At 34.4% G+C, this 25,400-nt stretch carries 22 protein-coding genes; 10 read left to right on the forward strand and 12 right to left on the reverse strand.

Annotation, left to right across the window (positions count from 1 at the left end):
* The first annotated feature begins 9 nt into the window (after positions 1-9).
* The gene (rpe, locus tag J3T98_RS01890) at positions 10-660 is read left to right on the forward strand and encodes a ribulose-phosphate 3-epimerase (RefSeq protein WP_267361992.1); all 651 of its coding nucleotides are present in this window, start codon (positions 10-12) and stop codon (positions 658-660) included.
* Positions 661-670: 10 nt separating this feature from the next.
* Complete coding sequence (hxlB, locus tag J3T98_RS01895) at positions 671-1,207, forward strand: 6-phospho-3-hexuloisomerase (protein WP_267361993.1); 537 nt, start codon at positions 671-673, stop codon at positions 1,205-1,207.
* A gap of 270 nt (positions 1,208-1,477) precedes the next feature.
* Here hxlB and mmuM read toward each other — a convergent pair whose 3' ends face one another.
* The 5 genes from mmuM to mfd form a co-directional block, all read right to left on the reverse strand.
* Positions 1,478-2,404 (reverse strand): homocysteine S-methyltransferase, encoded by a 927-nt coding sequence (gene mmuM / locus J3T98_RS01900; RefSeq protein ID WP_267361994.1) that lies wholly within the window; start codon positions 2,402-2,404, stop codon positions 1,478-1,480.
* Positions 2,404-3,795: an S-methylmethionine permease gene (mmuP, locus tag J3T98_RS01905; protein ID WP_065563453.1), complete on the reverse strand. Its 1,392-nt coding sequence runs from the start codon at positions 3,793-3,795 to the stop codon at positions 2,404-2,406. The genes mmuM and mmuP overlap by 1 nt, the downstream gene beginning before the upstream one ends.
* 213 nt (positions 3,796-4,008) lie before the next feature.
* Entirely contained in the window at positions 4,009-5,394 is a 1,386-nt protein-coding gene (locus J3T98_RS01910) for a DUF945 family protein (RefSeq protein WP_065563452.1), read from the reverse strand.
* 104 nt (positions 5,395-5,498) lie between these two features.
* Positions 5,499-7,031, reverse strand: a complete 1,533-nt coding sequence (locus tag J3T98_RS01915; RefSeq protein ID WP_065563451.1) for a DUF945 family protein — start codon at positions 7,029-7,031, stop codon at positions 5,499-5,501.
* A gap of 25 nt (positions 7,032-7,056) precedes the next feature.
* On the reverse strand, positions 7,057-10,506 hold the full coding sequence (gene mfd / locus J3T98_RS01920) for a transcription-repair coupling factor (RefSeq protein WP_267361995.1): 3,450 nt from the start codon (positions 10,504-10,506) through the stop codon (positions 7,057-7,059).
* A gap of 153 nt (positions 10,507-10,659) precedes the next feature.
* On the opposite strand from mfd, the gene lolC reads away from it, so the two are divergent.
* The 3 genes from lolC to lolE are packed head-to-tail and all read left to right on the forward strand — an operon-like array spanning position 10,660 to position 13,799.
* Positions 10,660-11,862, forward strand: coding sequence for a lipoprotein-releasing ABC transporter permease subunit LolC (gene lolC / locus J3T98_RS01925; RefSeq protein WP_416380612.1), 1,203 nt, complete (start codon positions 10,660-10,662; stop codon positions 11,860-11,862).
* Entirely contained in the window at positions 11,855-12,547 is a 693-nt protein-coding gene (lolD, locus tag J3T98_RS01930) for a lipoprotein-releasing ABC transporter ATP-binding protein LolD (protein ID WP_065563449.1), read from the forward strand. The genes lolC and lolD overlap by 8 nt, the downstream gene beginning before the upstream one ends.
* A 13-nt stretch (positions 12,548-12,560) precedes the next feature.
* Positions 12,561-13,799, forward strand: coding sequence for a lipoprotein-releasing ABC transporter permease subunit LolE (lolE, locus tag J3T98_RS01935; RefSeq protein ID WP_267361997.1), 1,239 nt, complete (start codon positions 12,561-12,563; stop codon positions 13,797-13,799).
* 50 nt (positions 13,800-13,849) lie between these two features.
* Here lolE and J3T98_RS01940 read toward each other — a convergent pair whose 3' ends face one another.
* The 3 genes from J3T98_RS01940 to J3T98_RS01950 all read right to left on the reverse strand — a co-directional run bounded on the left by J3T98_RS01940 (position 13,850) and on the right by J3T98_RS01950 (position 16,236).
* Entirely contained in the window at positions 13,850-14,575 is a 726-nt protein-coding gene (locus J3T98_RS01940; protein WP_267336865.1) for a rhomboid family intramembrane serine protease, read from the reverse strand.
* Positions 14,576-14,629: 54 nt separating this feature from the next.
* Positions 14,630-15,124: a GNAT family N-acetyltransferase gene (locus J3T98_RS01945; protein ID WP_267361998.1), complete on the reverse strand. Its 495-nt coding sequence runs from the start codon at positions 15,122-15,124 to the stop codon at positions 14,630-14,632.
* A 203-nt stretch (positions 15,125-15,327) separates the two neighbouring features.
* Positions 15,328-16,236 carry a LysR family transcriptional regulator gene (locus J3T98_RS01950; protein WP_267361999.1) on the reverse strand — a complete coding sequence of 303 codons (909 nt, stop codon included), beginning with the start codon at positions 16,234-16,236 and terminating at the stop codon, positions 15,328-15,330.
* A 207-nt stretch (positions 16,237-16,443) separates the two neighbouring features.
* Here J3T98_RS01950 and J3T98_RS01955 point away from each other — a divergent pair, with 207 nt between their 5' ends.
* Both J3T98_RS01955 and J3T98_RS01960 read left to right on the forward strand, forming a co-directional pair.
* Positions 16,444-17,646 carry an MFS transporter gene (locus J3T98_RS01955; RefSeq protein ID WP_267362000.1) on the forward strand — a complete coding sequence of 401 codons (1,203 nt, stop codon included), beginning with the start codon at positions 16,444-16,446 and terminating at the stop codon, positions 17,644-17,646.
* A gap of 88 nt (positions 17,647-17,734) precedes the next feature.
* Complete coding sequence (locus tag J3T98_RS01960) at positions 17,735-18,460, forward strand: serine/threonine protein kinase (RefSeq protein ID WP_267331972.1); 726 nt, start codon at positions 17,735-17,737, stop codon at positions 18,458-18,460.
* Positions 18,461-18,734: 274 nt separating this feature from the next.
* On the opposite strand, the gene J3T98_RS01965 is transcribed toward J3T98_RS01960, so the two are convergent.
* Positions 18,735-19,316, reverse strand: a complete 582-nt coding sequence (locus tag J3T98_RS01965; protein WP_065563442.1) for an IMPACT family protein — start codon at positions 19,314-19,316, stop codon at positions 18,735-18,737.
* 60 nt (positions 19,317-19,376) lie between these two features.
* Here J3T98_RS01965 and nfi point away from each other — a divergent pair, with 60 nt between their 5' ends.
* On the forward strand, positions 19,377-20,042 hold the full coding sequence (gene nfi / locus J3T98_RS01970) for a deoxyribonuclease V (RefSeq protein WP_416380613.1): 666 nt from the start codon (positions 19,377-19,379) through the stop codon (positions 20,040-20,042).
* Complete coding sequence (locus tag J3T98_RS01975; RefSeq protein WP_267362002.1) at positions 20,032-20,778, forward strand: tRNA1(Val) (adenine(37)-N6)-methyltransferase; 747 nt, start codon at positions 20,032-20,034, stop codon at positions 20,776-20,778. The genes nfi and J3T98_RS01975 overlap by 11 nt, the downstream gene beginning before the upstream one ends.
* A gap of 11 nt (positions 20,779-20,789) precedes the next feature.
* On the opposite strand, the gene J3T98_RS01980 is transcribed toward J3T98_RS01975, so the two are convergent.
* The 3 genes from J3T98_RS01980 to apt all read right to left on the reverse strand — a co-directional run bounded on the left by J3T98_RS01980 (position 20,790) and on the right by apt (position 23,796).
* Entirely contained in the window at positions 20,790-22,199 is a 1,410-nt protein-coding gene (locus tag J3T98_RS01980) for a basic amino acid/polyamine antiporter (protein ID WP_267362003.1), read from the reverse strand.
* Between the two features lie 37 nt (positions 22,200-22,236).
* Positions 22,237-23,007 (reverse strand): dimethylargininase, encoded by a 771-nt coding sequence (gene ddaH / locus J3T98_RS01985; protein WP_065563439.1) that lies wholly within the window; start codon positions 23,005-23,007, stop codon positions 22,237-22,239.
* A gap of 243 nt (positions 23,008-23,250) precedes the next feature.
* The gene (gene apt / locus J3T98_RS01990) at positions 23,251-23,796 is read right to left on the reverse strand and encodes an adenine phosphoribosyltransferase (protein ID WP_065563438.1); all 546 of its coding nucleotides are present in this window, start codon (positions 23,794-23,796) and stop codon (positions 23,251-23,253) included.
* A gap of 250 nt (positions 23,797-24,046) precedes the next feature.
* On the opposite strand from apt, the gene J3T98_RS01995 reads away from it, so the two are divergent.
* A complete protein-coding gene (locus J3T98_RS01995) occupies positions 24,047-25,399 on the forward strand; it encodes a vWA domain-containing protein (RefSeq protein WP_267362004.1) in 1,353 nt (450 codons plus the stop codon).
* Position 25,400 lies beyond the last annotated feature (1 nt).

A 25,400-nucleotide genomic window follows, 5' to 3' on the forward strand; every position in this document is an offset into this window, starting at 1 on the left:
GGAATAATTATGATACTGTCTCCATCACTATTTAATTCTGATCTTTATCAGATTAAAGAAAACTTGGAAAAATTTAAATCATTGGGTATTCGTCAATTACATATTGACGTGATGGATAATCACTATGTACCAAATCTTGGTTTTAATGCAAGCTTTGTCAAAAATTTAAAAACACATACTGATTTCATTTTAGATTGTCATCTTATGGTCGAGAAGCCTGAGTTAGCCATAGCAGATTTTATTGATGCTAAAGCTGATATTATCACCTTTCATTACGAAGCAACGGCCCATCACTCATTCATTATCAACAAAATAAAAAGTAACAATATCAAAGCTGGAATAGCTATAAATCCAAGCACACCGGTTGAAAACCTAAAATTATTATTACCTTTTATCGATTTAGTATTAGTTATGACTGTTAATCCGGGGCAAAAAAATGAAAGCTTTTTACCTTTTACCTTACAAAAAATTGAACAATTAACCCGTGAAAAGCAAAAAGGTAATTATCATTACGACATCCAAGTTGATGGCAATATTACCGACCAAACTATATCACCATGCATTGCCGCTGGAGCAAATAGCATTGTATCGGGTGGATTCATCTTTAAAAATAATGCCATAGAAAGCAATATTGAAAAATTAAAAATGGCAATAAAATAGGAATAAAACAGTGACTATCAAAAATGTACTTAGCAATATATTGACAGAAATATCGGCTCAGCAAGGTAATTTAAATGAAGATCAACTTCAGGAATTTAAAAACGCTATTATTTCCGCAAAACATATCTTTTTAGCAGGAACCGGCCGATCAGGATTAATGATTAGTGCATTTGCTAATCGATTAATGCATTTAGGTTTAAATGTGAGTTTAATAACTGAAATCAGCAAACCTAAAGCAAATGTTGGTGATTTATTGATTTTAGGATCTAATTCTGGGGAAACTAAAAGCCTCATCGCTTATGCTAATCAAGCAAAAGCAATCGGTGTTAAAATAATCCTATTTACCACCAACAACAACTCAAGTTTAGCAAAACTAGCTGATAACATTGTTGCAATTCCAATCAATGTTGTTCAATTAAATCAACCTATGGGCAGTACCTTTGAACAACTATCTCTGCTGACTTATGACAGCATCATTTATAGTCTAATGGACGATTTAAATCAAACGCCAGAATCAATGAAAAATCGACATGCCAATATTGAATAGCATTGAATCTAAAAAACTCCAAGTCTCAAACCTAAATTAGTGATGGATGCTTTTGGAGGCAAGTCCATTGCATCTACACTATATGGGATAGTTAACATTATAGCATTTAATATTTTTATAAAATTTTGAGGAACGGGGTTTTTTGATTCAAAAAAAGTTGAGGAGCGGGGTTTTTGAGGGGATGAGAATGCAAATAGCTCTTAAAAAGTTAAACCGCCATTAATTTATTTATTCAATTAACAGCGATTTTATTCCTTACAGATTGAATCACTATTTAATGCTTTTTAAATAGTCAGCAATTTCTGCAATATCTTTAGGTGTAGTTTGGCAGCATCCGCCAATCAATTTAGCACCTAATTTTAACCAAGTTGGTAATTGGTTTTTGAAAGTACAGTTGTGTTGGTGATTTTTATGCCATTGTTTGGTGGTTGGATCATACTGTTCACCTGAGTTTGGATAAACAATCAAAGGTTTTCTAGTTAAGGTTTGTAATACGGTTAATGCGGCAGTTACTTCTTCTAAGGCAATGCAATTAATACCAACACTAACCACTTGATCAACGTTATTTAGATAATCGATCACTTCTTTTAGCGGGGTACCATCGCTAAGGTGATTAGCATCTTTTAAGGTAAATGAGAACCATGCTGTCATTGTTGGATACTGTTTCAGTACTTTAACAATCGCTTTAATTTCAGCAAAATTGGGTAAGGTTTCGCAAGCTAGGATATCGGCTTTTGCATCGATTAGTGCTTGTATTCGGATCTGATGAAACTCGATAAATTCTTTTTCACTTAATTGGTAGTTGCCTGTGTATTCTGAACCATCGGCTAAATAAGCACCATAAGGACCAACTGAACCAGCTATAAATAGTGGTTTATTTTTACCAATCTGAGTTAAATATTGCTCTTTTGCTTGTTGAGCCAGCTCGACACTTTTTTTGATAAGCTTTATAGATTCATCTAAAGATATCCCTTTTTTAGCGAACCCTAAAGGTGATGCCTGATAGCTGGCTGTGGTTGCACAATCTGCACCAGCTTTAAAGTAGTCATAATGAACTTGCCTAATCAGATCGGGTTGTTCTATTAATACTTTGGCTGACCACAAACTATCATTAAGATCACAGCCACGGCGCTGTAACTCACTAGCTAAAGCACCGTCAATTATAATATTTTGGTTGAATGATATTGGATTAAACATTATCGGTTTACTCGTTGTTGATAAGCTCGGGTAACATGATAGGCAATATAGCAAAACACCACAAATGGAATACCACAATAAAGCGCGATGCGCTGTTCTGGATCGAATGCCAAACCAACACAAGCAACTAAGCATAGAATAAAGCCTAAAATTGGTACTAATGGGTATAAAGGTGCTTTATATTTGAGACCTTCAATGTCAGAAGATGAAAGTTGTTTTCTAAAAAAGTAATGAGAAGCACAAATACTTAACCAAACCGCCACCACAGCAAATCCAGAAATCGCGGTTAGGCCGACAAACACCGTATCTGGGGCGATGACACTAGAAAACAGCGCTAATAAACCGCCAATCATACTAACGGCAATAGCTGTGGTTGGAATACCTTTTTTATTTAGTTTACTAAAGTATTTAGGTAATGTACCTTGATTGGATAATGACCATAACATCCGACCAGAAGCATATAGACCAGAATTAGCGGCGGATAGAATAGCGGTTAAAATAACAAAATTCATAATATCAGCCGAATAGGGGATACCAATACTTTCGAACACTTCAACAAATGGACTTTTGATTACACCAGCTTGCTCCATTGGTAGTAGCGCTGCTAATACAAAAATTGTACCGACGAAAAAGATGATTAATCTGAAAATAGTGGTTTTAATCGCTAATGGAATTGATTTTTCAGGCTGATGGGTTTCACCAGCAGCTATACCAATAAGTTCGGTTCCAGAAAAAGCAAAATTAACTGATACCATGGTCATAATTATTGGCGTAATACCATTTGGAAACCAGCCATGCTCGGTAATATTATGTAAAAATGGAGCTGGCATATCATTTTTCATCGGAATTATGCCAAAAATAGCTGCGCTTCCGGCAATGATAAATACTACGATAGTGATGACTTTTATTATCGAAAACCAAAACTCACTTTCGGCAAAAAATTGAGCGGTAATCATATTCAACATAAAAATGACTATGCAAAACACTAAACACCACTGCCATACTGAAACTTGCGGAAACCAATATTGCATACACAATCCGGCAGCGGTAAAGCTTGATCCTAATGCGACAGTCCAAGTTAACCAATAAAGCCAGGCTACCGTATAGCCTGTAGCAGGGCTAATAAATCGTGATGCATAGGTATGAAAGGCACCTGTTTCAGGCATAGCCACAGCAAGTTCACCTAAACATAACATGACAAGATAAACAACTAATGCGCCAATTAAATAGGCAATGATTGCTCCAATTGCCCCAGCAGTGGCAATAATATAACCGGTATTAAAAAATAGACCGGTCCCAATTACACCACCTAAAGATAGCATAATTAAATGCCGAGTTTTCATGGTGCGTTTAAATTGATTTTCATTACTAACAGAAGAATGTTTATTCATAAAATTTATTTTCAGTTAAAGTAAAAGAATTCATAATTCTAAGTAAGTTGAATTATGATTTAAATATTCATCTATCATTGTTTAAACAAATACTTCATTTTGTGATTTGATATAACTAATCAAATAATATGTATCGGATTTACAAATAAATTGTTTATTGAAGCTATCCCGCCAAAAGGTGGCGGGATAAATTAGTGATAAAGAGTTTAACTTTTAAAAATGGTTTTGAAGCTCTTGAAAACTCATTTTTTTGCCATTAAGGTTGAATTGACCACTTTGTTTAGTGTATTCAATTTCAGTGAATATACCTTCCACATCTCCTTTTTTAAATAAAATTGCTGGATATGGAGATCTATTAAAAGATCTTTCAACGATGAATTGCATTTGTTTAGCATCAGACTCAAATTGTTGTTCAGAAATATTTTCATTTTCTGGATTATCAAATTGAGTCTTAATACGTGCTATAACTTTGTATGGTGCATCAAGATTTACTTTAAATTGGTTAAGTTGATCGATATTTTGAGCCAATCTGAAACTTGACATTATAGTGAAATCAGAAACATCAAAAAATGCGCTGTAGTTAAAATCACCGGCTGCATTGTGCCAATTGACTTTTTTGATGTTTATTTTGGTATTAGGTGAACTATGTTTAATTTTAGCTAAAAACGGCGCTGCTTCCGGGTAAATTTCTAAAAAAGATTTATCTAATCCTTCAAAATCAAATTCAAACGAACCATTACCAATGTCTTGTTTACCATATTTAAATGAATCAATCTTGAATGCAAAATCACCATTTAAACCACTCTCTTTAGCTTCTAACACATAATTCCAAGCTAAATTTTTCAGAGAAATTTCAGGTGTATTGTTAACAGATTCAAAATTAAAATAGAAATCATCAACGCTAGCATTTAAAGTATATTTGTTTTGAAAATCTGCATCATTAACAACTTTTAAATTGGTTATTTTTAATTGATTATCTGCATCATGTTGATAATTAATTTTACTTGCTTCAATCGAAATTGATGGGGCAACAAAATTAATGTTTCCTGAAGCACGCCAATTTATCTCACCAAGATCAAGTTTACCATCAGCATCTTCAACTCCGATATCTTTCAAATCAAGTACAATTGGTTGAGTTGATATGTTATAGTCTATGAAGTCAGAGTAAGACAGGCTTACATGACCTTTCATAAATGGCTGATTACCCGCTTTTTTCCATAAATCAGGATTAAATTGCTCACTATTTTGAAATTCAATCCAAGCTTGTTGAGGTGTGAATACACCATTTTTTAACGCTTCAATTGGAAAAGGACCATGATGAATAATCACATCATCATCGTATAATACAACTGTTTTTGAATTTTCAATGTTTGTTACAGCTAATTTTATGTGTGTTTTAGTTGAGAAGAGGCTTTTTTCGTCATTTGTATGCGTGATTTGTACCTCAAAATTATCCTGTAAGCTATTAACTTCTTGGGTTAAATTTTTTAATGTGCTATCAAGACCATTTTCAATTACATTTCCGGTATACCATGCAGTACCAACATACCCCAAACCTAATATTGCAATAACACCAACTGCTAATTTTGTTTTCTTCATTTTTACTCTCTTAATTTCTATTACTTGTTAGTTACTTTTCTAAAATTAATAATTTTTACTGCTTTTTACTTCGGGTTTAAGACTAATTGGGTTTTAATTCATTATTATTTTAATAGTTCCAATACATCACTTTTATTATAAATTTTTCCATTAATATTAACATCATTGCTATCTTGAAGTATATCAATAAATAAACCTTGCTCTCCGTCTTTACTAAAGGTAAATAATGGCGAATCATTAGACATATGTGCCAATATGTCTTGGACTATTTTTTTAGATTTATTAAATTGATCCTCTGTTATACCACTATTATTAGGAGAATAATATTGAGCAAATGTACGCGCTAGTACGTTAAGCGGGGCGTTCACGTGTAATGTAAAGTTATTGATGTTATCTAACGGATCGTTAATTATATAAATTTTATTAAGATTAGTAACATCAAGTAAACCTTTGATATTGATGTCACCATTATCATTATGTAAATTTAATTTTTTTAACTCAAATCGACTATTGATAGGTTGATTATATTGAGTATCTTCATCGATAAACGCTGCACCAAATTCCGCCTTATCTAACCCTTGATAATCAATATTTATTTCTGCTTTTCCTAACTCTTGTTGTCCATATAAGATCGAGTCAATACTACCGCTAAAAAAGCCATTTAGAGTACGGCTATCACCAAAATTAACTTTCTGATTGACTGAAATTTTATTTACTTTTATAGCAGGTCGTTTATCGTCTGACTCAGGAATTAAGGTAAACTTATCGAGGTTAGCTTGTAAGGTTATATTTTGATTATTGGAATCAATAGTGCTATCTACTTTTAGATTGTTTATTAAGAAAGTGTCATTATCGGACTTAGTAAAGTCATAATCAGGATTGAAAAAAGCATCTCTTAGATTTGTATTTAAAGAATCTAAACTCAATAAATAATGAGTATTTGTTGATTGTTTTTCGCCAGCAAACTCAATGTGAAGCTTATCTAAAGTGAAATATACATTAGCTTTTTTGGTGTGAAATCTATCTAAATCCAGCGTTATCGAAGGTATAGGGGAATCATTATTACTAATAAATGTAAAACTACCATTACCTAATTCGTATTCAAGATTAATATTAGTTTCGAACTCCCTTTTTTCACTAAATTTTCGACTAAAAAGTTTCATGATCAGATTATTACTATAATCCAAACTAATGTAGCCAGTAATAAATGGTTGATTTCCCATAGCTTCCCATAACGCAGGTTTAGCTTCTTGGCTGATTTCATAATCAATCCAAGCCTGTTGTGGTGAAAATATACCTTGTTTTAAAGCTGCAATTGGGAATGGTCCATGATGAATAGTAAAATCTTTATCAGCTAACGTTAATACATCCTCTGAACTTCCATCTTTGGGTGTTAACGTCATATAGATGTGTGTTTTGGTTGAAAACAGATGTCTTTCATGATTAGAATGGGAAATGTTTAACTTAAAGATATTTTGCGCATTGTTAAATTTTGCAACGGTTTCGGGTAACGTATTGTATAGTTCCTTTTCTATTACGATACCTGTATGCCATGCAATACAAATATAGCCTAATATAGCAATAGTAATAATGGTTAATATAGCAATAGTAATAATAGTTAATATTGTTTTTTTCAATTCTTATGTTCCTGTATATTTCGAGCTATTTTTCTTGATGTTCAGCAAAATCAGCTAATAAATTTTTAATATAATCAATGCGTTCAATGCGCTCTAAATCAGCTTTGAGTAATTTTAATCGATTTGTTCCTTCCAAGCGATAATTTTTTGGTGATTTTTGAATTGTTTCAATTAAATAATCAACTGAAATTTTGTTGTTAGATCCAAACTCAATAAAACCACCTTTTTCACCAAATTCAACTTTTGTAATACCTAATTTTTGTGCTTGATAACGGATTTTCGTTATTTCTAATAAAAAAAGTACCGGATCAGGTAGCTGACCAAAGCGATCGCGCATTTCGACTTGAATATCGGTTAATTCATCTAAACTTTCGATGCTTGCAATTCGCTTATATAGTGACAATCGAGTATTGACATCGGGGATGAAATCATCAGGAATCAACGTTGGTAATCGTAACTCAACTTCGGTCTGTTGATTATTGAGTAATGATTCAAGAGTTGGTTCTTTGCCTTCCTTAAGAGATTTAACGGCATCATCAAGTAATTCGATATAAAGGTTAAAACCAATTGTTTCAATCTGCCCACTTTGATCACTGCCTAATAATTCCCCTGCACCACGGATTTCAAGATCATGTGTAGCTAAAGCAAAACCAGCACCTAAGTCCTCTAATGTAGCGATAGCATCAAGACGTTTTTTAGCATCTTTACTTAGTAATTTAGGGTGTGGTGTTAATAAATAAGCGTAAGCTTGGTGATATGAGCGTCCAACTCGACCACGCAATTGATGTAATTGTGCTAAACCAAATTTATCAGCTCTTTCAATAATAATGGTGTTGGCATTAGGGATGTCGATTCCGGTTTCGACAATGGTAGTACACACCAATAAGTTGAATCGTTGATGATGAAAGTCATTCATTACGCGCTCTAAATCGCGTTCATGCATCTGCCCATGACCAACTGCAATTCGTGCTTCAGGTACCAATTCAGCTAACTTTTCAGCCACATTTTCAATATCTGATACGTCATTGTGTAAGTAATAAATTTGACCACCACGCAAAATTTCACGCAAGATGGCTTCACGAATAACTAAGTTATCATATTCTCGAACAAAGGTTTTTACCGCTAATCGGCGAGCAGGTGGTGTAGCGATAATTGAGAGATCACGCATACCACTCATTGCCATATTTAGCGTTCGAGGAATAGGGGTTGCCGTTAAGGTTAATATATCAATATTGGCTCGCATCGCTTTAATACGCTCTTTTTGGCGAACACCAAAGCGATGCTCTTCATCAACAATTAAAAGCCCTAAATCTTTCCATTTTACATCTTCTTGTAAAAGTTTATGGGTGCCAATAACAATATCGATTTTACCTTCAGCGAGTTCTTGAATTATAGCTTGTTGCTGTTTAGCGGTTTTAAATCGTGACAAACTTTCAATGCGAATTGGCCAATTGGCAAATCTATCACAAAAACTTTCATAATGTTGCTGAGCAAGCAAAGTAGTCGGGACTAAGACTGCGGTTTGTTTATGATTTATCACCGCTAAAAATGCAGCACGAATTGCCACTTCGGTTTTACCAAAACCAACATCACCACAAACTAATCGGTCCATAGCATAAGGTGAGCACATGTCACCAATAACAGCACCAATGGCATTTTGCTGATCTTCTGTTTCTTGGTAAGGAAAAGCTTGGCAAAACAGCTCGTATTGTTCACGATCTTGTTTGAATTCGAAGCCTGGCTTACTTTCACGTTCAGCATAAATATCTAACAATTCAGCTGCAACATCACGTACTTTTTCGGCAGCTTTTTGTCTAGCTTTACTCCATGCATCAGTTCCTAATTTATTGAGTGGAGCATTTTCTTCATCACCACCAGAATAACGGCTAATTAAGTTTAGTGATGAAACGGGTACATAGAGTTTAGTATCATTGGCATAAAGTAAAATAAGGTATTCAGCAGTAATACCACCTGTTTCTAATGTGGTTAAACCAGCGTAGCGACCAACACCATGCTCAAGATGCACAACAGGCTTACCTGGTGTTAATTCTGCTAAACTACGGATTAAACTGTCAGTATTAATTGCCTGCTTGTTCTCTTTCTTACGGCGAATAACTCGACGGCCAAATAATTCGTTTTCAGTAATAAAGGCCAAATTTTGTTGATGATCGATAAAACCTTGTTCGCTAGCACCAATCATTAAACAATAACGGTTATCCGATTGTTGGCTAAGTTGAGTGATGGTGGTTGGATGTATTCTTATACGGCCTAATATTTCTAGCAATGCATCTTTTCGACCTTCCGATTCGACTGAAAAAATAATCTTGCCATTAAAATTTTGAGTAAATTGTTCAAAATGTGAATAGGGATTTTTCTGCTGAATCTGTATAGCAATTTCAGGCAGTAAACTAAATGGTAAATTAATACTTTTGTTCGATTCAGTGATTTGAGCGCGTGAAACCGTAATTCGTGGATAATGTTTGAAATGAGCAAAGATTTCATCGGTTTTTGACCAAATAATTGTTGGTTCTAAAAGCGGTCGCATGGGATCGACTTTTCGGCTCTCATAACGCTGAGTAATATCTTGCCAATATTTATTAGCAAACTGTTCGATGTTAGCAGTGTTAATGATCAGTGTATTAGATAAAAAATAGCTAAATAGTGGCGTGAGTGGTTCATTAAAGAATAATGCCTGCCAATATTCAATACCGGTTGGTAAAATATTTTTACTAACTTGTTGGTAGATACTTTCAGGGTCTAACCTTACTTCAAATCTCTCTCGCCATTGGCTTCTAAACAATTCTATTGATGTTTTATCAAAAGGAAACTCATGAGCAGGTAGTAGTTGAATTTCGGTAATTTCATCGAGAGTCCGTTGCGTTTCGACATCAAAGGTACGAATGCTATCTATTTCGTCGTCAAAGAAATCAATACGGTAAGGGCTTTCACTGCCCATCGGATAGATATCAAATAATGCTCCGCGAGTAGCATATTCACCATGTTCCATGACTTGACTAACAGAACGATAACCCGCATTTTCAAGTTGCAAGCGTAGATTTTCCCGACTTATGGCTAAGCCTTTTTTCATCATAAAGACATGCCCACCTAAATAGTTCTGCGGGCAGACTTTTTGCATAAGCGTATTAATTGGTAAGATTAATGCACCTTTGGTCAAATGCCCTAGATTATATAGGCAAGATAATCGTTCTGACACGATATCTTGGTGCGGTGAAAAGCTATCATAAGGGAGCGTTTCCCAATCGGGGAAGAAGATCGACGGATAGTGTGAAAATTGTTTTAGCTCTTCATGAAGACGAGTTGTTTGTTGCATATCATCTGTAACAATCACGACTAAACCATCATGTGCGTCAATGATTTGCGCACAAAATTGAGATAATGAAGAACCGACAAGTTGACCAACTTGTTTAACTTCACCTGATTTTTTAGGAATGATGCTAGAAATATTATTAGGCATGTTGGAATAATAGATAATTGCGACAAAGTTATCGTGATATTATAACGTAATTATATGGTTGTTTTCTATAACTGTTTAATCCTGTATGATAAGCAACTAAAATTTTAAAAGTTGATTGAAAACTTCAGGTATTTAATAACTATTATGTCAAAGATATTTCGTCCATTAGTATTTTATATCGGTTTACGCTATGTATATGGGCAAAAAAACGATGGTTTTGGCCGCTTTGTTTCCTGGCTGTCTATGATTGGAATCATGCTTGGTTCTATCGGTTTAATTGTGGTATTGTCGGTAATGAATGGGCTGGAAGAGCAGATGCAAAATAGTATCTTAAAGTTTTTTCCTCAAGCACAAATTACCTCTAAAACAGGTAAAATTGATTCTAGTATTATTACTTCACCACAATTTGAAAATATCCAAGGTGTTGAGCGGATAACGCCGATTATTACCGGTGATGTGGTTTTACAAAGTCAACAAAGTATCACGGTCAGCACCTTAATGGGGATTACTGTTGACGACCACGATCCGATTGAAGATTATGTTTATACTGGTTCAATCGATACCTTACAGGCGGGCAGCTATAATGTAATATTAGGGCAGACGTTAGCCGATCAATTAGGTGTGATAGTTGGTGATAAGATTCGCTTGATGGTCACCGATGCCAGTCAGATTACACCAGTAGGGCGTATTCCTTCCCAACGTTTATTTACCGTGAGCGGGTTGTTTTCCGTTAATCATGATATCAATCAAGCGTTAATTTATATCAATCAAACTGATGCTAGAAATTTATTACGTTATCCTGTTAATAATATTAGTGGCTGGCGTCTATTTTTAGCTCATCCACTTGAAATTTCATCAGTAACAAAAAATCCATTACCTGAAGACTTGGTGTTTACCGATTGGCGAGCAAAACGTGGTGAGCTGTTCCAAGCTATTAAGATGGAAAAAAATGTGATGGGACTGTTGATTAGTTTAATTGTAATTGTCGCGGCATTTAACATTATTACTTCGCTTAGCTTATTAGTTATGGAAAAACAAGGCGAGGTGGCCATATTAAAAACGCAGGGTTTATCACGCTTTAAGATTATGCTGATTTTTATTATTCAAGGTGCTAGTTCAGGTGTCATTGGAACTTTATTAGGTAGCGCCATTGGTTTGTTACTTGCCTCATATTTAAATGAGTTGATGTCGGTGCTTGGTTTATCCTTTGCTGGTATTGAATTACCAACGCTAGTTGAACCTGCACAAATTATATTTATTATTTTCGGATTACTTATGTTATCGCTAATTTCAACTATTTATCCTGCATATCGTGCAGCCAATATCCAACCAGCCGAGGCTTTACGTTATGAATAATTCACAGCCACTTCTTTCAGCTAAAAATCTCTATAAAACCTATAAAGAAGGCAAAATGGTAACCGAGGTATTAAAAGATGTCTCGTTTGATATCTATCCTAAATCATTGCTGGCAATTATTGGTAGCTCTGGCTCAGGTAAAAGTACTTTGTTGCATTTGCTTGGTGGATTAGACAAACCAACTTCAGGTGAAATCACATTTAAATCTCAACAACTGAATCGCTTATCAGAACAAGAAAAAGCACATTTGCGTAACCAAGAAATTGGATTTGTATATCAGTTCCACCATCTATTGCCTGACTTTACTGCGCTTGAAAATGTAGCAATGCCTTTGTTGATTGGAGGCACATCACCTAGCGAAGCTAAAAAACGTGCTATGGCGATGTTAGAGTCGGTGAATTTAGTTAAACGTGCTAATCATCGTCCATCTGAACTATCAGGTGGTGAACGTCAACGCGTTGCGATAGGACGAGCGTTGATTAATAATCCTGCACTCGTGATGGCTGATGAACCAACGGGTAACTTAGATAAATCAACAGCGGATTCAATTTTTGAGTTACTGATAAAACTTAATCGTGAACATGGTACGGCTTTTTTAGTGGTTACGCATGATCTCGCTTTAGCAAATCAACTCGATCATCAATTGATTATGAGTGATGGGCAGTTGTCTCATTCGGTGAAATAAAGGTAAATGGATTATGAATTTATCATTAATCACAGCCATAAAATTCCGTAAAGGACGCCGTAAAAGCGGTATGGTTTCGTTGATATCAATTATTTCAACTCTGAGCATCGCTATAGGTATTGCTGCGCTGATCATTGGCTTAAGTGCCATGAATGGTTTTGAGCGTGAATTAAATGATCGAGTTTTATCGGTCGTGCCTCATGGACAAGTTTATTCTCATATGGGCAATTTGGAAAATTGGGAGCATATTCAAACTGAACTGCAAGAAAATAAACGTATTGTATCTGCCATGCCGTTTGTTAGTTTTACGGGATTGATTGAAAATGGTAGCAAGCTTGGTGCGGTTGAAGTACAAGGACTTGACCCAGAACAAGAAAAGAAGATAAGTGCATTACCTAATTATGTACTTAATAATAAATGGCAAGATTTTAAAGCAGATAATCAACAAATCATTTTAGGTGCCGGTTTAGCTAAATCACTTGCAGTTCAAGAAGGGCAGTGGGTTTCTTTGCTTATTCCGGTTTCAAACAATCCAGAACAACTTAAACCACCTCGTCGAGTTCGTTTACAAGTACATGGTATTTTAGATCTTAGTGGCTCATTGAGTAACAATGTGGCTTTATTACCTTTAACTGATTCACAAAAGCTACTCAATATTGGTGACAGTGTCACAGGATTGATGATCAATGTAGATAATGTTTATCAAGCTAGTGATATTATTGGCCAGGCAACGTTGAATCTTGAAGAAAATCTCGATTTTAATAGTTGGGAACGTACATTTGGATTTATGTATCGTGATATTCAAATGATTCGACAAATTATGTATTTAGCGATGATTGTCGTAATTGGCGTTGCTTGTTTTAATATAGTATCGACGCTAGTTATTGCAGTTAAAGATAAGCAACGAGATATCGCTATTCTTAAAACACTTGGCGCAACCAATAATCTTATAAAACGTATTTTTATTTGGTATGGTGTAATTTCAGGTTTGATTGGTAGTGTGATTGGTGTGGTGCTTGGCGTTATCGTTTCATGGCAACTTTCAAACATAATGGGTGTTTTTGAGTCGATGATGGGACATAAAATCTTAAATAGCAACATCTATTTTGTTGATTTTTTACCATCTGAAATTCATTTATTTGATGTTGTCATTGTATTTATTACAGCAATGTTATTAAGTTTGCTTGCCAGCTATTACCCAGCTCGAAGAGCGTATAAAATTGATCCGGCTCGAGTGCTAAGTAGTTATTAATAAATTAGATAAAATAATAAAGGCGCAAAGTTCAATTTGCGCCTTTATTTTTAATAATTAAAACCATATGTTGTTTTATAATATTGATAAATTGAATATAACAGCAAACACGATGCCGCAAAGAGAATTAAGATTAATAGAGTGTAAATATTGCTTTGATAGCGAAATTTTTTCAAACAGACCGTAACTATCCCACCTAGAATAAACCCTGTAATCGCACCACCAATGTGCGCCATATTGTCAATAGAAGGTAACAAACCTAATCCCAGAGTCAGAAATAAACTGATTACAATAGACTTGATAGGCATCTCTTGCAGATCGGTACGATTGATGAGCGAATAGGCAAGCAGTGCAGTGATAATACCTAAGATAGCCCCCGAAGCACCACAACTAATAACACTATGACGAATGGTTGAAACGTCACTCGCTAAGCTACCAAATAAGCCGGACAATAAGTAGATACCAATAAAAGAAAATGGTGGGATCAATCGTTCTAAAACAATCCCAACACTCCATAATGCTAACATATTCATAGCAAGATGAGCTAATCCTGCATGTACAAAGATATTGGTAAATAAACGCCAATATTCACCAGAAAAAGTTAACTGAGCAACATCCGCACCCCAGTCAATCAAGAAGGCGTTTTCCATATATGTTGAAAAACCACGAGAATCAAGTAGATGAGAAATAACAAACCATGCAACATTAAGCAGAACTAAAATACTCGTAATTTTTGCTTGTTGAAATAAATATTGAAGATTTCTTAGATTGCCCATGTGTGGAGTATCCCTTTTGAAAAAAATAAATCATAACTAAGTTAGATAGATGTGTTAATCCAGATGCTTGCCTAAAATAACTAAATCACGCTTGACGCCATCAAGTTCGGCAATTTTGGGGAGTAGTGCCCAATGTTGATAATGAAGTTTTTCAAATAGTTTTATGCTAGGCGTATTGTGTCCAAAAACATAACTAAGTATGGCTTGAATACCGACTTTTTTTGCAAATGATTCAATTTGTGTCATTGTAGCTTGGCCAATTTTTTTCCCTCTAAAATCTTGATGAATGTATAAACTAATTTCAACCGTTTTATCGTAAGCCGGACGGCCATAAAATGATGATAAGCTCACCCAACCACAAGGTTGATTTTGATATTTGATTAACCAAAGTGGGCGTTTTTGTGGATTATGCTGCTCAAACCACGCTAAACGACTTTCAACAGACACCGGCTGTAAATCAGCTGTAACTTGGCGACTAGCAATTGTTGAATTATATACATCCACGATAAAAGGCAAATCATCTAAAGTTGCATCTGTGTAAGTAATCATAAGTTTAAAAGAAAAGTGATTAGTTTTGCATAATTGTAATTGCTTTATTATGTACAAGCAACCAAAGGCGATTTAATAGCTAAAAAAAGAAAAATAGTTTAAAAGAATTTACCAAAAAACCCTTTCCACAACATTTTTGACACCATTTCAATAATGAATAAATTAGCAAAAAAAGTTGAGGAGCGGGGTTTTTGAGGTTTAATTTAGCTGATTTTATGCTGATTAAAATAATCAATTATTGCTTGATTAACAGTTGAAGTTTTAATGTTTTTACGCCATATCAGATAAATATTTATTTTTAATTTTTTATCTTGGTTGTTGATCAACTTTTTATAGATAACACCATCGACTTTCACTTGTGTCATCGATTGTGGTAAAAGCATTATTGCTTTACCCAATGCAACTTCCAGTAGCATAGATAAATTATCAGCGAGTTCGGCACGACGATGTAGTGGGTGGTTTAAGCTATTGAAAACCTTTTCACACTGGTCGTAAAAAAATGGGTTTAAATGTTGTTTAAACCAAAACAGGGGTAAATCAATCACATCATTAAGATTAACTTTATCTTGTTTACTACATGGGTGATGAGCTGGCAATACTAAGGTCATGGGTTCTTGATAGATTAGTATTGAGTTTTCATTAAAATCTCTAGTTGAATAATCCGAAACAAAGGCAAAATCAATATTGCCTTTTTGTAACTCAAGTATTAGCTCTTTAGAGGTATAGTTATGTTTATATATTTCTGTTTCATCACTAAATTTGGATAAAAACGATTTGAAATAAGGAATATAGTCAAAACTTAAGGTTTTAGTTGTTCCTATAACAACTTTTTCTAGATGCTTTGTTGATTTAACCATTGAACAAAGATCACTTAATAGTTGTGTTACTTTAGATTTTAGTATTTCGCCTTCATTGGTTAATACAATATTGTGAGAGTTTCTTAAAAAAAGTGTGCTTTGTAGGGTTTCTTCCAAATTTTTAATTTGAGTTGAAAGAGGAGGTTGGCTAATACCAAGTTTTTTGGCTGCGCCAGTAAAACTAAGTTCTTCACAGACCGCAATGAAATATTGTAATTGCTTAATAGTCGGTAATCTTTTGCTGTAAATGTCCATAATTACACAGTTCTTAATACATCAATTAGTTTGGTGTCCAAATCGTCGTATAGTTTTTTAGCACGATAATCATCTAGTTATTATGAATGAGTTTTACATCTTTTGCTAATCATCATTTTTGGCTATACGATTTTCGTATAACAAAATATGTATTTTTAAATTAACTATTTGTCAGATAGTCTTCTTGAAAACTAATCAATCTTTGTTATGAAATCTATGTTAAAAGAAGAAACAATACAGAAAAAATCGAGTCTATTTTTGTCAGCAATTTTAATTGTGCTATTAGTCGGCTCGGTTTATATAAGTCAACTTATCTTTCAAGAAATATCAAAAAGTTATCATATTGATATTTTAGAAGCGAGAAATGTGTTTAGTTTATCTTGTTTTTTTTATGCCATTTCTTTTTTTATTTATGGTCCACTCTCGGATAACGTTTCAACAAAGTTATTAGTTCTGATTGGTAGTATTGGAACTATTTGTTGTCTTATTTTATCGGTGATCATTGATTGTTTTAATTTATATTTGGTTGTTATGTCATTAATAGGCTTTTTTGCAGCTGCTGTTCCTGCAGCTCTGTTCGCTTATACCGCTAAAAACACGCCAAATCATAAGTTACCTCAAGCAATGGGAATTATGATTTCAGCATCCATTGTTGGGATCATTTTTAGTCGTAGTGTGATTGCGATGCTAACTGATTTTTGGTCTTGGCAGATTGCTTTTATCATTTATGCGGGATTCATCATTGTAGCATGTCTTTTTGTTCCTTTTGGTATAAAGCAAACAACAAATCAATCTCCAACAACCAGTTTGATAGGTACGTATTTCTCTGCACTTAAATTATTTCTAGATAAAACTGTCGTTATTTTTTTAGTAATCGGTTTTTTACTATTTTTTGTTTATCTTGGAATATCTTCTTTACTCACTTTTTATTTGAAAGGCGCACCTTTTTACTTATCTTCAACCGTTTTAGGTTGGTTGAATTTTGCTGGTCTAAGTGCAGTAGTCGGTAGCATGATCACTGGTAAGTTAACTCAAGTCATCAATGAAAAATACTTATTCATCATCTGTCTGTTAGCGGTATGTGTATCGATTGCCACTATAGGATTTAGCTCATCATTATATGTTATTGGATTAGGCATTTTTTGTTTATTTCTATTCGTATTTGGTATTCAACCACTAGTGATTGCAATGCTAAATAAAATTGTACCAATTAGTTCTAGAGGAGCTATTTCATCTTTATATCTTCTTGCTTGTTTGGCTGGCGGTAGTATTGGTACTTATTTACTCGGTATTGTTTATCAAAATAAAGCTTGGAATGGAGCCATAATACTTTGTGTCTTTTTGTCTATCGTTAATTTAATCCTAGCGTTAATTGCGATTCGATTAATTAAAAATAGTATTAAAAATTAATGTGTTATAAATAAGGAAATTAATAATGAAAAAATTTTTACTGCGTATATCGATGTTTATATTTTGCTGTTTTTATGGAGGGTCATCTATGGCAGGTTTAACAAAGATTTCCTCAGACTTCAATGCTCCAACAGGAATCGCATTTGATAGTAAAGGTGAGATGTATGTGACAGATTGGTCAAATAATTCAATTTTGAAAATAAATGCTAATGGTAAAAAAGAGACTTTTTATTCGGGTATATCATCACCAGCTGGAATAGTTTTTGATGCAAAAGATAATATGTATGTTTCATCTTATGGCGATGATTATATTTTAAAAATTAATCGTGATGGTAAATCAGAAAAAATTTCTGATGGTTATCATACGCCTACCGGAATCGCTTTTTCTAATCAGGGGCAATTACTCATCACTAATCGTTCAACAGGTGAAATTGTTTCGCTTGATCTTCAAACAAAACAAAAAAATATTGTTGCTCGTGGATTAACTACACCAGTTGGCGTGACTCAATTAGCGGATAATAGTTTAGTTGTTTCTCAATACAGTGGACGTCTAACTATGATCAGTCCAAATGGTACTCAAACGGAACTCGGCGCCGAATTTAATCGCCCAGGTGTAGGTATTGTACTAATTGCCCCAAATGTAGTGGCAGTGGTTGATAATGGTGCAGGTATGGTGCGAAAAATTGATGTACAAAGCAAAAAAGTGACGACATTAGTTTCGAACTTATCTCAAGCTGTTGCATTAGCTTATCATAATAGCCGTTATTACATTGGCACATGGGGTGACGGTAGTGTATATGAGTTTAATAATTAACTATTTATCACTAGCAATTATTTATCCTTGAGGGGAAAGAAAAAAAGTTGAGGAGCGGGGTTTTTGAGGTTTTATTTAAATGATTAAAATCATTTACATTAATTCTTTATATTATTACGCCGCCTCGACTAAATATGTTAAATAAACTTTCTATTCTGATTGAAGCTGTATTTTACTTTATACTTTTATGAATTATTCATTTATCTATTTCATCATCAGTTTAATTAAGCTTATTGATAAAATTTATCGATATTGAAGATACTCAAAAGATTTCTTATACTTCAATAATCACTCTTCCGCGAGTAATATCACTAATATTCTTTTTAAGTGTGAGTAAATTGTCTTGCGTGATAGCGATGCCGACTGTGACACCTTCTGCATCAAAATTTTGTTGTTCAATAATTGCATCGAGTTCTTTCAGTCGGTTTTCTATAATAGGCCATTCGTTATAGTAACAGTGAAATTCTAAGGTTGTTCTGGCAATAAGTTCTATTAATTCAGCTTGTTGTAAGCAATGGCTTGCTGAACCACCATAAGCACGAATTAATCCACCTGTGCCTAATTTAATTCCGCCAAAGTAGCGAGTCACAACAACGACGACCTGATCGCAATCTTGTCCTTCAATAGCCGATAGAATAGGGCGCCCAGCAGTACTGGTAGGTTCTCCATCATCATTGAAACGATATTGTTGTCCTATTTTCCATGCCCAACAGTTGTGAGTTGCATTTGGATCACTAATGCTATCAATAAATTGCGTAGCCTGCTCCGCATTTATAATGGGTGCCGCATTGACAATAAAGCGACTTTTTTTTATTTCTTCGGTTAATTCGGTTGGATTTGCTAATGTATAAGGCATACTTATTCTGGTAAAATCATTTTATTGTAACTAATAATACTCAGCAGAGTTGAAATGTCTATTAATTTAGCACAATTAAAACTTTCACAACAGCAATTAGCCAATCAGGTTAGCTTGGTGGATGATTTTAACCCAGCAATAAAATTGATTGGTGGGACGGATGTCGGTTTTGAACAAGGTGGCATGATAACTCGTGCTGCGATTGTGATATTGGCATTTCCTGATTTTGAAGTGGTTGAATATAATATTGCTCGATTGGAAACAAATTTTCCTTATATTCCAGGATATTTGTCTTTTCGGGAGTATCCAGCATTGCTTAAAGCATGGCAACAGCTTAAGCACAAACCTGATTTGTTGTTGGTTGATGGGCAGGGTGTTGCTCATCCCAGACGATTAGGAATTGCAAGTCATTTAGGTTTATTGCTCGATATACCTACGATTGGTGTAGCAAAAAGAAAATTATGTGGACAATTCGAGCCTCAATCGAAAAAAGCGGGAAATGTAACGCCTCTGTTTGATAAGCAAGAACAGATAGGCTGGGTTTTACAAAGTAAAGATAATTGTAATCCGTTATTTGTTTCCGCAGGGCATAGAATCAGTCAGGACAGTGCATTACATAGGGTCAAACAATGTTTACGCGGTTACCGTTTGCCGGAGCCAACTCGTTGGGCTGATGCAATTGCGTCCAATAAGCCATTATTTAGAAAGTTTAGTCATGCCAAATAATCAGCTACCATTAAAAAAAGGTGGATTTACCTTTAAGCGTTTTTTTGTTGCCCATGATAAAAGTCCCATGAAAGTGACAACGGATAGTTGCTTGTTAGGTGCATGGGCTCCTATTAAACCTGATATACAAAATGTTTTAGATATTGGTACTGGGTGTGGTGTTATAGCATTGATGCTTGCCCAACGTTTAGAAAACCATTCATGTCAAATTGATGCGATCGACATTGATCCGCAAGCGATTATGCAATGTCAGCAAAATAGCTTAAATGCTAATTTTCAAACGATCCAAGCATTAAATATCAATGTTAATCAATTTAGAATAGATGATAATGCTTGTTATGATTTGATTATAACTAATCCACCTTATTTCCAATCAGCAGTCGAATGTCGAAATACAGAACGTCAGTTGGCTCGTTATACCGAGAGTTTAAACTATCAGCAACTTATTGATGCGGTAATTCGTTTATTAAAATCAAATGGATTATTTTGTTTAGTATTACCTTACCATGTTGCAGATAAATTTAAACAGTTATGCGAGTTAAATAGGTTATTTTTATGCAGTGAAATGCAAGTAAAATATTCAGCTGATAAGGATTTTTCGTTGGCACTGATGGCCTTTTCATTTCATCAAAATGATAATTTCCTTAGCCAATCATTGTGTATGCGTGATGACCATGGGAGGTATTCTCAACCATTTAGAGAATTATTGGCTGATTTTTATCTGTTTCGTAAATAATGCCTTTTTGGTTATTGCGGAATAATGTAGAAGTATATTATCGCTATAATAGCTAGTATAACTATGGTTATGGCATAAATTTTGTCATGCAAATAACTAAAAGATGATAAATGCCTTTGTTTTCTTGCATAAAGGTAGAATAATAATCCAACACTATATAAGATCATGGATAGTAATAAATAAGACACTCCACCAGCATAGATTAACCAGAATCCATAAATTGAACCCAGTGTACCGATGAATAAGAGATGTTTTTTTCGTTGCCTTATAGATAGTTTAAACACGAATAATGCTGATAGTAGATAGGGGATGAGTACCATTGAAGTTGATAGCTGAATTAAGGTGTTGTAACCCGATTGATAAAAATGTGCCAAAATCATAAGTACACTAATTAAACTCGTTGTTAACCACAATGCATTAGCGGGTGTGCTGTTTTTATTGAGTTTACCGAAACAACTAGGTACGGTATGTTGATTGCCTTGGCCAGAAAGGAACAGCATTTCAGCCGCTAACATTAACCAAGACAATAATCCACCACTGACCGACACAATCAAACCAATGTTGATACATTTAGCTCCCCAACTACCTACAACATGTTCAATCACTAAGGCCATGGATGGATTTTTCATTTGTGCTAGTTCGTTTTGTGGGACGATCCCTAAAGATAGCACCGAAACACAGACTAATAATAGACTAGTAATAGCAAAACCAAAAAAGGTGGCTCGACTTATACTAATTATATTTTTAGCTCGAGCGGCATAAACTGTTGCACTTTCAATCCCTAAATAAACCCATACGGTATAAAGCATGGTATGTTTTACTTGACTGAGGATGGTTCCTAATTGAGGTGTCCCCCAAAAGTTCATATTGAAAGTATCAACTTTAAACGCTAAAACGACACAAACAATAAATAAACAAATAGGCACAATTTTAGCTAATGTGACTAAACAATTAAGTAAGAATGCTTGATAGATGCCTTTTATGACAAAAAAATGGATAATCCATAAGAATATAAGTCCAGCAATCACAGCGGGAATAGTTGTGCCATTACCAAAATAATTGAAGCACTCAAATGAACCTAATGCGCTAAATAGGATAACTAAATAGCTGCCACATGACATCCATGCCGATATCCAATAGCCCCAAGCGGCATTAAAACCAATATAATCACCAAATCCTTCACGAACATAGCCATATAATCCTTCATTGATTTTGTAAAAACGAATTGAAAGATACTGAAAAATTCGCGTAAGCATAAACATGCCAAATAAGGTTATTACCCATGCAATTAAAATTGCACCTGCACCAGCCCCTTCGGCCATGTTTTGAGGAAGGCTAAAAATACCACTACCGACAATACTGCCCACTACCATTAATGTAAGTGGGAGTATGCCAAGCTTTTTTCTTACTGGCATATTCATATCGTTTTCTTATTTTAATTGTTCTGTTAAGTTTTAATTAAAATCGCAATGACATACAGCTAACTCCGCCATCAATTTTGCGATATTCTGAGGTATCAACTTCGATGACTTGATAGCCAAGCGCTTCAATTTTAGCTTTAGTAATTGGATAACCAGCCGGCATGATGACTCGCTCATTAACCCAGATACAGTTAGCGGCATAACTCTCTTCTTCTGGTATTTCAATAATATTAAGATGTTGAAATTCTGGTTTAGTGATAAATTCACCCGCAGCTAATAAATTATTGTGTTCCAAATAGGCAAGTCCGGTTTTTAGATGTAATACTTTCTCTAAAGTCACCACTGAACCGGATAGTCCGTATTTTTCTAAGATAGCAATCATTTGATTGGCACCTTCTTGATTGGTACGAGCGGATAAACCAATGTAATAGTGATTCTCAACCATCATAATATCGCCCGCTTCAACAGTGCCAGGGGCGGTAATGTGTTCAACATTATTAGGATAAAATCGTTCAATAGTATCAACGATGATTTCTGTTTCTGCACGACGGCTTACCGCGCCAGGGCGAGTGATAATGGCGCAACAGGGCGTACATAACACGGCATCTTCAACAAAAACAGAATCTGGAAATCGTTCATCGGCAGGTAATATTGTGATATCGACATCGCATTGCTGTAATGCTCGAATGTAGTTGTTATGTTGATCAAGCGCTTTTTGATAGTCTGGTTTTCCTAAATTGGCAGAGGTTAATCCGTTGATAAGTGACTTTGCTGGTGTTCTGGCAATAATATGATTAAATTTTTTCACTGTTCAATTCCTGTTATAAATATTCATTATTTTTGAATAATAATTCATAATAATAACTATTTCAAGAATTAAGTTGATAATTTATGCAAATTGAGTGTGGCGATATTTGTTGTGGTTTGGGCTAGTTAAAATGAAATTAGAGTAGCGGATAAGATAAGCCTGAATTTGATGGCAAAAATAAGGATATTAATAAATGAGGATGTTGGAGACGAATAGGGCGACATTTCGCCCTAAAAATATGTGTTATTCACCGGCAAAATCGACTAATGTGTAACAGTTTATTCCCATATCAGTTAATTTTGTTTTCCCGTGTAAATCAGGTAAATTAATTACAAATGCAGCATCTTGAGCAATACCACCTGCTTTTTGAATTAATTTTGCGGTAGCTGCAACTGTGCCTCCAGTTGCAAGTAAATCGTCAATAATTAACACTCGCTCGTTAGGTTTGATCGCATCGCAATGCATTTCTAAGGTATCTGTACCGTATTCAAGTTGATACTCTTCTTTAAATACTTTACGCGGCAGTTTATTTGGTTTTCTTACTGGTACAAAACCAACGCCTAATGCTAACGCAAGTGGCGCTGCAAAGATAAAGCCTCTAGCTTCGGTGCCAACAACTTTGTCGATTTTTTTATCTTTATAATGCTCAATTAAAAGATCGACTGATGTTTTAAATGCAATAGGGTTTTCAAGTAGACTAGTAATATCACGAAATAAGATACCAGGTTTAGGATAATTTGGAATCGTGACAATACTATTTTTAATAAGTTCAAGTTTTGATTGAGTCATTTTAAATGTTCTCTAACTATTCTCTTCAAGAGCGACTAATTTTTTATTATATACCTTTGCACTTTAGACTGGCAATAAACAAACAGTTAACGCACCGTAAAATAGAGAGATTGGTTAGTTTAAGTACTAATAGGTGTTTTTTATCATGGTTTTACTTTTTACAACTTTTTACAATTAAATACATTATTTAGACAATTTATTTGGCGATTGATGAATAATTGAATAAACTTTATATAGGAAGGAAAATACTATGAAATTTATTAAAATATTTGTCATGTTAGGTTTTGTCTTGTCTAGTTTATTTAGCTATGCCACGACAATTCTACCAAGTTCACAAGTTTCACAAATTAACGTCCGTTCAGAATTGTCTTCACCTATTATTATGGCAGGAAGTGAAGAAACCAATTATTTAAAAGTTTCATTAACTGGTGAAAAAGCGAACTCTAATAAACATGTGCCGATCAATTTAGCGCTTGTTATTGATAAATCAGGTTCAATGCAAGGCGATCGCATAGTAAAAGCGAGAGAAGCTGCTATTTTTGCGGTTAATATGCTAAATGAAGAAGATACCTTATCTATTGTTACTTATGATTATGATGCGAAAGTTATTGTTCCAGCAACTAAAGTAAAGAATAAAGAACAAATTATTAAACTAATCAATAAAAATTTAGTTGCAGGTGGAGGAACAGCCTTATTTGCAGGATTGAGTAAGGGAATAAAACAAGTTGAAAGCCAACTTACGAAAGATAAAGTTAATCGTATTATTTTGTTATCTGATGGTCAAGCCAATATAGGTCCTAGTTCAGTAGCTGAACTTTCTCAATTAGCTATTATTGCGGCTAAAAAGAATATTGCTATTACCACAATGGGGATCGGTTCTGATTATAATGAAATATTAATGTCATCTATCGCAAGTTATAGTGATGGTAATCATGTATTTGTTAATAATACTTTTGATCTTGAAAAAATGTTTGTTCACGAGTTTACTGACGTGATGTCCACGGTTGCTCAAAATGTTGTGATTACTATCCAATTGAAAGATGGCGTTAAACCGGTGCGTTTACTTGGTCGAGATGGTGTAATCAAAGGTAATCAAGTCACGATTAAAATGAATCAATTGTTTTCAAATCAAGAAAAATATGTACTGTTAGAAGTCATCCCTGAGGAAGGAAAAGTTGGCCAAAGTAAAACGTTAGCTCAAATTGATTTATCATATGACAATTTATTGAGAAATAAAGCTGAACACGAAACTCAATTTGTAAGCGTAGCGTATACCGATGATAAAAAGTTGGTCAAGGATTCAATGATTCAAGAAGTTTTAGCTGAATCAGAGATCCAGAAGGTAACCATTGAGAATGAAAAAGCATTAGAGTTTTACAATCTAGGTAGGTTTGAAGAAGCAGAAGATATTCTTATTGAAAATAGTAAAAAACTTAGCTCAATTTCAAATTCAGTATCCTCAGAAGAGGCAAAACAAAGATTAAGAGGCCAAATTGAAAAAAATAATATTATGGCTGATGCTGCTAAAGCTGATAAAGACGTTTTCAACAAAATTTCAGCTGAAAAGCAGTTTGAGTCAAAAAGCAATGTAATTAAGAAATAAT

The organism is Gilliamella sp. B2772 (assembly GCF_026536985.1).
GTDB lineage: Bacteria > Pseudomonadota > Gammaproteobacteria > Enterobacterales > Orbaceae > Gilliamella > Gilliamella apicola_E.